This is a genomic window from Phocaeicola sp. RTP21359st1_B8_RTP21360_211022 (genome assembly GCF_040911965.1).
Taxonomy (GTDB): Bacteria; Bacteroidota; Bacteroidia; order Bacteroidales; family Bacteroidaceae; genus Phocaeicola; species Phocaeicola vulgatus.
In genome coordinates this window covers 12786-24702 of record NZ_JBDFXP010000035.1, presented here as the reverse complement: position 1 = coordinate 24702, position 11917 = coordinate 12786, and the positions used below count along the sequence as shown (strand labels likewise).

At 39.0% G+C, this 11917-nt stretch carries 9 protein-coding genes and 3 pseudogenes; 10 read left to right on the top strand and 2 right to left on the bottom strand.

The window, feature by feature from the left end:
* Positions 1-10 precede the first annotated feature (10 nt).
* Positions 11-820, top strand: coding sequence for an arginase family protein (locus tag AB5062_RS16500; protein ID WP_195642174.1), 810 nt, complete (start codon positions 11-13; stop codon positions 818-820).
* Positions 821-874: 54 nt separating this feature from the next.
* Entirely contained in the window at positions 875-1411 is a 537-nt protein-coding gene (locus AB5062_RS16495; RefSeq protein ID WP_005835659.1) for a methylglyoxal synthase, read from the top strand.
* A gap of 210 nt (positions 1412-1621) precedes the next feature.
* Here AB5062_RS16495 and AB5062_RS16490 read toward each other — a convergent pair.
* Both AB5062_RS16490 and AB5062_RS16485 read right to left on the bottom strand, forming a co-directional pair.
* Positions 1622-1750: pseudogene (locus AB5062_RS16490) on the bottom strand (transposase); the annotation flags it as partial.
* 128 nt (positions 1751-1878) lie between these two features.
* Positions 1879-2055 (bottom strand): annotated as a pseudogene (locus AB5062_RS16485) (Ppx/GppA family phosphatase); the annotation flags it as partial.
* A 73-nt stretch (positions 2056-2128) separates the two neighbouring features.
* Between AB5062_RS16485 and AB5062_RS16480 the strand changes: the two are divergent.
* From AB5062_RS16480 to AB5062_RS16445, 8 genes and pseudogenes are all read left to right on the top strand, one after another.
* Positions 2129-2445: pseudogene (locus AB5062_RS16480) on the top strand (helix-turn-helix domain-containing protein).
* A gap of 224 nt (positions 2446-2669) precedes the next feature.
* Entirely contained in the window at positions 2670-3041 is a 372-nt protein-coding gene (locus AB5062_RS16475; RefSeq protein ID WP_005641938.1) for a transposase family protein, read from the top strand.
* Complete coding sequence (locus tag AB5062_RS16470) at positions 2995-3459, top strand: IS5 family transposase (protein ID WP_005650024.1); 465 nt, start codon at positions 2995-2997, stop codon at positions 3457-3459. Before AB5062_RS16475 ends, AB5062_RS16470 begins: the two co-directional genes overlap by 47 nt.
* A gap of 8 nt (positions 3460-3467) precedes the next feature.
* Positions 3468-3779, top strand: coding sequence for a helix-turn-helix domain-containing protein (locus AB5062_RS16465; protein WP_004295270.1), 312 nt, complete (start codon positions 3468-3470; stop codon positions 3777-3779).
* Between the two features lie 1379 nt (positions 3780-5158).
* The gene (locus AB5062_RS16460) at positions 5159-5719 is read left to right on the top strand and encodes an RNA polymerase sigma-70 factor (RefSeq protein ID WP_032953279.1); all 561 of its coding nucleotides are present in this window, start codon (positions 5159-5161) and stop codon (positions 5717-5719) included.
* A 45-nt stretch (positions 5720-5764) separates the two neighbouring features.
* Complete coding sequence (locus AB5062_RS16455; RefSeq protein ID WP_032953278.1) at positions 5765-6799, top strand: FecR family protein; 1035 nt, start codon at positions 5765-5767, stop codon at positions 6797-6799.
* A 101-nt stretch (positions 6800-6900) separates the two neighbouring features.
* Entirely contained in the window at positions 6901-10197 is a 3297-nt protein-coding gene (locus AB5062_RS16450) for a TonB-dependent receptor (protein WP_032953277.1), read from the top strand.
* Positions 10198-10203: 6 nt separating this feature from the next.
* Positions 10204-11844 (top strand): RagB/SusD family nutrient uptake outer membrane protein, encoded by a 1641-nt coding sequence (locus tag AB5062_RS16445; RefSeq protein ID WP_032953275.1) that lies wholly within the window; start codon positions 10204-10206, stop codon positions 11842-11844.
* Positions 11845-11917: the final 73 nt, after the last annotated feature.

Sequence of the window (11917 nt, the reverse complement as noted above, 5' to 3'; positions counted from 1 at the left end):
GTAAAAGGATATGCAAAAACAACGTATGAGCGGGCAAAATCAAAAAACAGATAAACGGATAGCATGGCCGATCATCATCATGAACTTCACGGGAGTGTATGACTACGAGGCGTTTGCCCGGAACAATAAATTTATATGGCTGGATTGTCGTCATCTTTATGGTACAGATGGCTACTGTGACAGGGAGGGGGCTTTGGCTTTGAAGGGGATGATTGCTGATTATCCGGCGGAGGGAGTCCATTTCATCGATTCAGGCAATTATCATTATTTGACTAAATTCTGGACAGACAAACTTGAAACTCCGTTTTCGCTGATTGTGTTCGACCACCATCCCGATATGCAGCCACCGTTGTTTGACAACATACTTTCTTGCGGAAGTTGGGTAAAGGATATATTGGACCATAACAACAACTGCAAGAAAGTAATTATCGTAGGTTCTTCAGACAAACTGATACAGGCTGTGCCGAAAGGATATGAAAGACAAGTTCGGTTTTACAGTGAAACTACGCTCATGCACGAAGAGGGTTGGCAGAACTTTTCTTCCGGACATATCAACGGACCGGTTTACATTTCCATAGACAAGGATGTCTTGAATCCGGCTTCGGCAGCAACAAACTGGGATCAAGGTTCTCTCAGCTTATGGGAATTGGAGAAACTGCTGGCTGTTATTCTTCAGAAAAAACAGGTAGTAGGCATTGACATCTGTGGGGAATGCTCCACAACACTCAATCTTTTTGAAGAAAAACGGGAAACCGTCATGGATAGCCAGGCAAACAAAGAATTGCTCAGATTTATCCGGTCATCCTCCGGCCTTCAATAGAATTAGTTTTTTTGTTATTATAATTATCATATAAAAATAAAATAATTTAGCTTTATGGAAACAATTGTTCGTAGAATTGGACTTGTTGCACACGATGCAATGAAAAAAGACATGATAGAGTGGGTTCTCTGGAACTCGGAACGTCTGATAGGACATAAATTCTATTGTACGGGTACAACCGGTACACTAATTAAAAAAGCCCTTGAAGAAAAACATCCTGAAATCAAATGGGATATCACAATCCTGAAATCTGGTCCTTTAGGAGGTGACCAGCAAATTGGTTCGCGGATCGTAGAAGGAGAAATAGACTATCTGTTCTTTTTTACAGATCCGATGACACTACAGCCGCATGATACGGATGTGAAAGCATTGACCAGACTGGCTGGAGTTGAAAATATTGTTTTCTGCTGTAACCGTTCGACTGCGGACCACATTATTACGAGTCCCTTATTCACTGACCTAACTTACGAACGTATTCACCCGGATTACACCAATTACACGCAGCGTTTTGAAAACAAGGGAATCATATCTGAAGCAGTGGAGCAAGTGAAAAAGCGGAGGAATAAAAGTGAGAATAACATTTCTAAATGAACTGTAATAAGTAGTAGAATATTTATAAGGCTATCTAAGAAACAAGTTGTTTACATCTTTCAGAATAGGTATCAGCTGAATAGTAATCTGCTAAGTTTGTGTCAAAACGTTGGCACAAACTCTTTTATATTTTACAGTTCTGCTATATTTTCTTTTGGCTATGCTGCTTTTTCCAGGGGCAGCGGATTTTTCCGGTTGGCAAGCTTTCCTTTAAGCGTATAGCCTAGCCAGTCTGAACATGAAGAATTTCAGATCAGCCACCCCTCTAAACTGGCTTCGAAGAGCTTTGATTTTAGCATTGAACGACTCCGCTGAAGCATTTGTCAATCGTTCTTCAAAATTTTAGGGGAAATACCTAAAGATACAAAAAGCCAACTAATTCGCAATACTTTTAGTATGAATTAGTTGGCTAATTTTATAGGATTTACTGAATATCCCCTAGTTAAAACAGCTATGCACAATTCCTTTTATTCCGTTTTCAGGTATATGGCATACAAATTGTCAATAATACCATCTGCTAAGCCAATGACCGGAACATGGATATACTCAGCTTTGACAATACCTGCAATTATCAGAAATATCTCAGCGGCGGGAACAATAACATCTGCACGGTCAGTTTTCAGATTAAATTCTTCCATGCGCTGTTATACCGGCACCACGAGTGACCGTTTCTCCGGATGGTATGAATTTGAAGTATCAACATAAAATCGGATTGTTATGGAAACCGTATGTTTTGAAAGGAAGGCGTTCGAGGAATTTGCCATGAAAATCGAACGGTTCATACATAGGGTGGAGGGAATCCCCATCTGGATTTGAAAGGCGTGAAGAGGACGGCTGGCTGGCTCGACCACCAGGATGTCTGCCTGAAGCTGAAAATCAGCAAGCGCACCTTGCAGACCTTGCGGGATAACGGCACGCTCGCCTATACCAAGATAGGCAACCGTACCTATTACCTGCCGGAAGACGTGGAGCGTATCGTCACGAAAGTGGAGGACAGACGCAAGGATGCACGCTACAGGGGGCACACCATTTGAAGGAATTGAACTGAAGTATCAACAAAAGACAAATGAGCAGTATGTATAATAGAGTTTATATCGAATAATTGATTAAAGCGTTCTTTGATTTATCTTTGTGATCTAAAAAGTTCAATTGATGTATTACGACAAGATTCGCCACCGTCATAGCCAAGTGCTTGCTGCGACAGGATTAACTCCTGCTGAGTTTGACGCTTTGCTAATAACTTTCAAGTACCATTGGGATGAATATTACAGCCATTTTACCTTGGAAGGTAAAGTGCGCCAACGTATATCTTACAACAGTGTTGTCTCTGATTCAGGACAAAATGTTCTTCATATTGGTATATCTGAAGACCAATCCCCTTCAGGAACTCCATGCTATTCAGTTTGAGATGACCCAGCCCCAGGCCAATAGATGGATTCACCTTCTTTCTGAGATTCTCCGGCGTACATTGAAAACGCTTGGTGAATTGCCTGACCGTAACTCCAAACGTCTGATACACATTCTTCAAGGGTGCGAAGAAGTCTTGTTGGACGGAACCGAGCGACCTATTCAGCGTCCTTTGGATGAAGACTGGCAGTCTGCATGCTATAGTGGTAAAAAAAACTCATAGCATAAAGAATAACCTGTTATGTACTAACAATCTTCGGATTGTATGGTTGAGCTCCACATACAAAGGTCATGTCCATGACAAAAAGATTTGTGATGAAGAACCTCTTCTACTTCCCAAAGGTATTAGGCTCTGGCAGGATACAGGTTTCATCGGACACAAACCGGATGGAGTTGAAATATGCATGCCCAAAAAGAAACCTAAAGGGAAAGAGCTTACTTGTGTTGAAAAACAAGAGAACAAGCGGATTTCCGGAGTTAGGATTAAAGTGGAGCATGCCATAGGTGGTATGAAAAAATGCCGTATTGTCAAAGAACGATTCAGATGCCATAAATTCGGTTTCGAAGATATGGTGATTCTTATTGCTTGTGGATTACACAACTTCAGAATCAGTCACAAAATGAGTCATATAACAAATTAATCTATATAATGTTTAATGAATTGAAAACGAAAGACGATGCGTGGATGCAGTCCATCCACGAGCGTATCGACCGGCTGTCGGCGATGATTGACGGCATTTTCGGAGATGGCGCGGTTCCGCCAAAAGAAGACGTGTACCTGTGCGACAGTGAGGTGGCGTGTATGCTGAAAGTCAGCCGCAGGACATTGGGCGAGTATCGGAGCAACGGCACGCTGCCTTACTATGTACTTGGTGGCAAGGTCTTGTACAAGAGGAGCGAGATCGAGCAGGTGTTGGAACGGGAATATAGGAGTGTCGGCAAGGCGCGGGGAAGCGGATGAAGATTCCATTTACCTGTTTTTTTACGCACTTGTACAGGCTGCGGGCATTAAGGCTGTCCGCATAAAGGCTGGACGTTTGCGTGCGCCAGCCACAGACTGTTTTTTAGAGGTGAGGGAGTTTGCCGTCTGGAAAAAGAACCTCTTTTTGGACTTTGGCACAAAGTTGTCCCCTGCCCGGTATCAGACTGTAATTCCTGTATGCAATCCTTTTCTGACTGTTCTCGTAACAGTCTGTTTCAATCCTGCCTGACCTTTGTTTACTTTTCATAAAGAGACTGTACCGCCTTTGTGACCGGGATATGAAACCGAAAGATTGTTTTTGACGGTTGCTAAAAAAGAAAAATCAAAGGTGTTTTGCATGTTCCGTAAAAAATCGTACCTTTACATAAAGTGAGTTGCACATCAACGCAATTGATGCAAGTATGTAGAAACCAGAACGGTTGCCAACTCGTTACCTCGTTTTTTGATGATCCGCATAAACTTTTATTCTTAGCGGATTATGTGATTCTTTCAAAAATAATCTCTATTTTGGGAATACGGCTTTCTGAATATCGGAAATTCTATGTGCCTGCCGTTTTACATCCCCTCCCTACAATCTACAACGACATGCTATCAGAACACTTCCCCATAAAATTTCTATTTTTCCTGTGAAATTATTCTCTTATTCAAAAAAAATAGTATCTTTGTCCTATAAAAGTTGTTCATAAGTATGAGACTGTAAAGTACTGAAATTAGCACAATCTCCAAATCGTTACCTTAGACTTTTCAGAACTTCCATAAGCGTTTGTCTTTCAAATTAATCCATCAAATTGATAAGAATTTAAAGTATAAAAACATATATACACCATAACAGAATTTCGGCGACTGTTATTTTTGGGCAGGTTAGTATGAACAGCAAGGCAAACTAAAGTTAACATTCACCAATGGGATGAAAAATGAAAAAATTACGTTCCGCCACAGTCGAATCGGTTTTAGACACATTGCTTGATTTTAGGGCCATGAGAAAAGTACATACCAGAGGTATAAAATTCGCGAACAAACATGTCTTGTTGGCAACTATGGCTTATAACCTAAAAAAGTTAATGAACCATGTTTATTATAAATTCTCAATCTTCAATCTCGATTGCCAACGTAATCAACAATTGGTTGGATTATATGAAATCAGTAACGATCTTTAACTTTGACAAAATAAATTTGTTTGCAGATATTTCTTTCCGCTTCCCATATTCGAGTGATATGTTTCTGCTCGAATATAGGAGGCAGCTCGTTTTGTATTCCTTTATCTCTATAAACTAAAATTGTACTTTTAGAATCTATTTTTGGTATTTTCTAATAAATTCCCTACATTTACACCCGTTTCATTTGAATTAATCTTAATAATGATTGTAGAACCGGAAGTTGTAGGAGAATTTGCCTCTGGCAGCCATGAAGCCTTTCATAAGATATTCAAGCTGTTTTATCCTAAGGTATATGCTTTTATACGGGGATTTATAAAAGATTTGGATGATTCTGAGGATTTGACTCAAATTGTCTTTATAAAACTATGGAATAAGAGAGCGATTTTTCACAAGGTACATCATTTTGATTCTTATTTGTTCATGCTTACCAAATATACCGTTTTTAATTATATCACAACTAAAAAAGTCTCCCGGTTTACAAGCGAAGATAATGTTCCCGAGATTTCTGATGAATATACTCCTTATGATAAATTGATAGCGAAAGATTTGCAATTATTAATTGATATGGTAGTGAATGAGATGCCTCCTAAAAGGAAAATGATATATAAGTTGAGTCGGATAAAAGGACTTTCTAACGAACAAATAGCAGAGAAACTGGGGATACAGAAAAAAACGGTGGAGAATCATTTGAATATCGCTTTAAATGAACTGAGAGACGCTTTGGCTCTTTCTATTTTAGTTTATTTAATACTGCCGGTTTAGGTGTATCATAAGATAGAACTATCTTTATTTATATAAAATGTGAAAATGAATAATTATATACATAAGATAATAGACTTTTTCTTTCATCATGAAGTTTCTGATGAGATAACGGAACGTGTTTATAATCGTATGGTTTTTCCTGTGGAAGATAAAGCAAGAGAAGAAGCTGTTTCACACATTTGGGATAAACTGGACGATGCTTCTTGCTCTGACGAAAAAATAGAGAAGGCTTTTTATAATTTGGAGACCTCTTTAGGATTAAAAAAAGAAGAACAGACTGTCGAATTAGTACATCGGGAACATATAAGAAATACGAAAAGAATAAATTGGGGAAGAGTAGCTGCTATTTGGGCTATTCCTTTCATTATGGTGTGTTTTTCGGCTTACTATTATTATTCTGCAAAGGATTATGTGAAGGAGACGTTGTCCGAAGTGACTTATATGCAGCGTTATGCAGCTATGGGTACACGTGAAGAAGTGGTTCTTCCTGATGGGAGTAAGGTTTGGCTTAATGCCGGTACTTTGTTGGTATATCCCTCCAGTTTCATATCTGAATCTCGCAATGTTTATATTGCGGGAGAAGGTTTCTTTGAAGTTTCAAAAGATAAAGAGCATCCTTTTATTGTCACTACCAATCATTTAGAGTTGGAAGTGCTTGGTACGACATTCAATATTTCGGCGTATCCGGACAATAATCAGATAATGGCTACATTGGAAACCGGCAGGTTACAGGTAAAGGTAAATAAACAACCGGAGAAATATTTTCTGGAACCCAATGACCAGTTGATATATACTCCTTCCACAGGGATAGTACAGCAGCATAAAGTGAATGCTGTTTCCCACTCCGATTGGCGTATGGGAGGGTTGTTCTTTGGCAATGTGCCGTTTAATGATGTTCTTCATACTTTGGAACGTGTGTATGGTGTGAAATTCCATGTGCGTACATCTATTTACCAGAATCAAAGTTTGAGAGTTCATTTTAATAGAAATGAATCGTTGGAGCAAGTACTTCAAATCATTAAAATATTGGTTCCCGGTATAGAATATGAAATTGTTGGCAAGAATATCTATTTAAGATAGCGGTTTAGTATTTGTTAACACAAAACCATTGGGTGTAGTATTTATTTTAATTGTCTTTCTCATGTACGTACACCTTATGTCGTTAATAAATCTAATATGAAATGAACAAGAAATTTATTCGAGTGTTGGGGCTTGGTGTTGGCTTATTTCTGGCCGGCAGCCTCTCTGTTAATGCACAGAAAGTTTCCTTCAATGGGGAACGTCTTTCTTTAAAACAAGCGTTTGAGAAAATTGAATCTGTTTCGAAGTATAAGATTGCTTATAACACTTCACAACTGGATGTCAATAAGCAAGTTGTCTTGAATCAAAAGAATCAGGATGTATTGCAAATTCTGTCGGATTTGCTAAAAGGAACTAATTGTGTCTATCAAGTGAATGACAATTATATTGTTATCACTCTGAAAGATGATGAGAAGGTTAAGAAAATTAAGGGTACTATAAAAGATTCGGCCGGGGAACCTATTATTGGTGCCAATGTAATTTTAAAAGGAGATGCCACTGTAGGAAGTATTACAGATATAGATGGTAACTTTGATTTGTCCGTTCCAAGCAATGCTACTTTGCAAGTTTCTTATATTGGTTATAATACTCAGGATGTTCCGGTCGGAAATAAATCTTTCCTTAATATTACTCTGAAAGAAGATACGGAAACATTGGATGAAGTGGTGGTTGTAGGTTATGGCTCGCAGAAGAAAGTCAATGTGATTGGCTCTATTGCATCAGTGGACAGTAAAGCATTGGAATCTCGTGCAGTGCCTGACGTTTCTAATATGTTGACCGGTCAGATGTCGGGTGTTACCATTACACAGGAAAGCGGTAATCCGGGACAGGATGCTGGTACTATTCGTATCCGTGGTGTCGGTTCGTTTGGAGCAACTCCTAGTCCTTTGGTTCTAGTAGATGGACTTCCCGGTTCTTTGAGTGATTTGACTCCGGCCGATATTGATAATATTTCAGTTCTGAAGGATGCCTCTTCAGCAGCTATTTATGGTTCTCGTGCTGCCAATGGTGTTATTTTGGTAACAACCAAGAAAGGAAAGGAAGGTAAAGCCCGTATTATTTATAATGGTTCCGTGGGTATGAGTCAGGCTACAGAATTGCCGGAATTGGCTCATTCTTATGAATATGCAGAATTTTATAATAAGGCGATTGGGACAGAAACCTATACGCCTGAGATGATTCAGAAGTATCGTGATGGTTCTGACCCTGACAACTATGCTGACGAAATGTATCTTGATGATCTTTTGGGCGGTCATGCACTGCAAACCAAGCACGAGTTGAGTGTAAGTGGTGGTACGGAAAAGGTACAATATATGGTATCATTGGGATATTTGCGTCAAAATGGTTTGTTGGACAATAACTATTATAACCGTTACAATGCTCGTGTAAACCTTGGTGCGGAATTGGCTAAGAACTTGAAACTACAAGTGCGTCTGAGCGGTATGACTTCTGATCGTCATGAACCTTCTACTCCGGGTTCTTTGGATATTGGCGGATTTAAAGGGATTATTTCTAATGCCGTTCGTTTTCCCGGTTTAACTCCGACTTACTTGCAGAATGGTGAGGTCGGTTTAGGACCTAAATTGCAAGGTACACCGGTGGCATGGGTAGACTGTGCGTCTTCATATCGTGAAGACTATGACAAATTTAAAAATAATATTGAATTGTCATATCAGCCGATAGATGGATTGACTTTGAAAATTTTAGGCGGTTATAATTATACATTAAGTCACGTTCGCCATTATCGTTGTGATATGATTCTTACGGGTGACAAGAGTACTGGTCCTTCTACATTGAGCGATGAAATGAAGCGAACTGTTTATAAGACCTTCCAAGCTGTAGCTGATTATAATAAGTCTTTTGGTAAACATAATCTTGCTGCATTGGTAGGATATACTTGGGAAGATGAAGGTCAGCGTACTTTATCGGGTAGTCGTAATAACTTTCCGTCTGATGACGTACCTTTCTTAGGGGCCGGAGGGGCAGACGGTCAGACAAATGGAGGTGGAGGATATGATTGGGCTATACAGTCTGTCTTCGGTCGTTTGACATATAACTATGATCAGCGCTATTTATTTGAAACAACAATGCGTTATGATGGCTCTTCTCGTTTTCCGACAGATAGCAAATATGGTTTTTTCCCTTCTTTGGCTGCAGGTTGGCGTATCTCTGAAGAACAGTTTTGGAAGGAAAATGAAAATTTGTCTTTCATTAATAATTTAAAACTGAAAGCTTCTTACGGTATATTGGGTAATAATAATATCGGTAACTATCCTTATCAGTCGGTATACTCTTTAGGGCAAGAACAGAACTATGTATTTGGCGGAGTGTACACACAAGGAGCAGCTGTTACTACTTATGTGGATCCGGGTTTGAAGTGGGAGCGTACTCGTACTACCGATGTTGGTATTGAGACTGCATTCTTTAATAATAAGTTGACATTTAATGCTTCTTATTTCTATCGTAAGACTACAGATGTATTGTATAAGCCGGCTGCAAGTTATTCTTCGATTTTCGGATTAAGTGTATCGCAAGTAAATACCGGTGAGTTGGAAAATAAAGGTTGGGAGTTTGAAATAGGTCATCAAAATACAATTGGTAAGTTCCATTATCATATTAATGGTAATTTCTCTATTATTGATAATAAGGTATTGACATTGGGTATGGGAAATGTGACCCAGAACAATGGTATGGTAGGTAACGGTAGCGATTTGTTTATCGGTTATCCGATGCAGATGTTTTATGGGTATAAAACGGACGGAGTATTTCTGACCGATGATGAAGTAGGTGACTGGTATGATCAGACTGCGATAGCCAAAGGTTCTAAAGCCGGAGATATTCGTTATGTTGATATTACAGGTGATGGCAAAGTAACACCGGATGACAAAACGTTCTTAGGTTCTCGTATACCTAAATATACTTTTGGATTGAATTTCGGTGGAGAATATAAAGGATTTGATTTCAGTGTATTGCTTCAGGGAGTTGCTAAGGTGAAAGGTATGTTGTCTGTTTATGCAGGTCATGCATTCTATCAGGAGGGTAATATTCAGAAATGGCAAATGGAGAATTGCTGGAATGTGCAGCAGGATAACCGTTATCCTGAATATCCTCGCTTGGAGATTATGTCAAATGCAGGTAGCAATAATACACTGACTTCTGATTTCTGGGTATTGGATGCTTCTTTTCTGAAAGTACGTAATGTTCAGTTAGGTTATACATTACCCGAACATATAGTTAAAAAGTTTGGTTCCACCGGTATGCGTTTCTATGTTTCTTTAGACAATCCTTTAACCTTCAAGGGATATCGTAAAGGCTGGGATCCTGAAAACACAAGTAATAACGGTCAATACTATCCAACTATGTCAACTTATACTTTGGGCTTAACTTTAAAATTCTAATGACTTATGAAAAGATTAAAATATATAGCTTTTACTGTTTTATTAGCTTCATTTTCATTGCAATCATGTGATTTGGAGCGTTATCCATTGACAGATTTGTCGGAAGATAATTTTTGGACTGATGATAAGAATGCCGAATTAGCTTTAACTTCCTTATATAGAGGTAGTATTACAAATGGTTTGGAATATAGTGTTTCGGACTTTTGGTCTTATCATGGTATGTTGTTTATGGAACATCTGACAGACAATGCTTATGACCGTCGTGGAGAAAATAATCCATTCTTTAATATTTCTAGTGGTAAACTGTTGAATAATAACTCTTTTATTAAAAACTATTGGTCATCGGCTTATAAGCGTATCGGTTTATGTAACCGTTTCTTGGAGGGTATTGCCAATGCTCCCGAATCAGAACAGAAAACCAGAATGATTGCCGAAGCCCGCTTTTTGCGTGCCACTCAGTATCATTATCTGGCCAGTTATTTTAAGGATGTACCTTTAGTGACCAAAACTTTGACAGGTGAAGAGGCCAATATAGTTGAAAAGGAAACTCAGGCTAATATCTTGTCATGGTGTGTGACAGAGTTTAAAGAGTCGGCAGCTGATCTGCCCCGTTTTAAAGATATTCCGAATAGCGAAACAGGACGTGCTTGCAAACAGGCTGCTTTAGCATTTTGGGGCAGAACTTGTATGCTGATGCAGGATTGGGCAGGTGGAGCAGCCGCTTATAAGGAAATTATCGATTATGGTGATAACTCAATTCATCCTGTGTATCGGGAACTGTTCCATCCTTCAACCGGTGTAGGCAACAAGGAGAATATTTATTATATATCCTATCTTGAAAACTATTTTGGTTGCGGTCTTCCACAGCATATTTTGTCTGCAAAAGACGCTGGATGGAGTCTGTCTAATCCTTCGGCCGGATTATTTGAATCTTATGAGTTTAAAGACGGAACTCCGTTCAGTTATGACGATTCACGTTACAACCCGGATAATTTAGGTGAGAACCGTGATCCGCGTCTTGATTATACCATCTATTATAATGGAGCGACTTTTATGGGTACTGAATATCGCATGAGTCCGGATTATGAAGCATCAAAGAAAGAACGTTTGGATTATTCTTCAGAAGCATCTAAGACTGGTTTTATGTGGCGTAAATATTTTGATGAGAATCCGATCAATGATTTGAATAGCTATAGTGCAGTGACTCCGGTAATCAGATATGCAGAAGTTTTATTGAGCTATTTGGAATGTTTGATTGAAAGCGGGCAGGCCATTGATCAAACAGTATTGAATTTGACCATTAATCAGGTGCGTGGACGTGCTGATGTTAAGATGCCACCTATTACAGAAACTAATTCAGACAAATTGCGCGAATTACTCCGTAATGAGCGTCGTGTTGAATTGGCTTTTGAAGGTATCAGATATTGGGACTTACTGCGCTGGAAACTTGCTGAAACAGTGCTTGTTGGTGAGGTATGGGGTGCTCCTTATCCTAAATCTACCACTTATGCTGGTTCTACCAAGTTTGTAGATCCAACAGGACATTGCCGCTGGTATGTAGGAAGACGAGATTTTCGTAATCCTCAGGATTATAAATGGCCGATTCCTTTGTCAGAACAAAATATTAATCCTAACTTGCGTGAGTAATTCTAACAATAGGAAAAAGTGTGTCAAAAATGCTATATTAGGTTTTTGACACACCTTATCTGACTAAAATGTT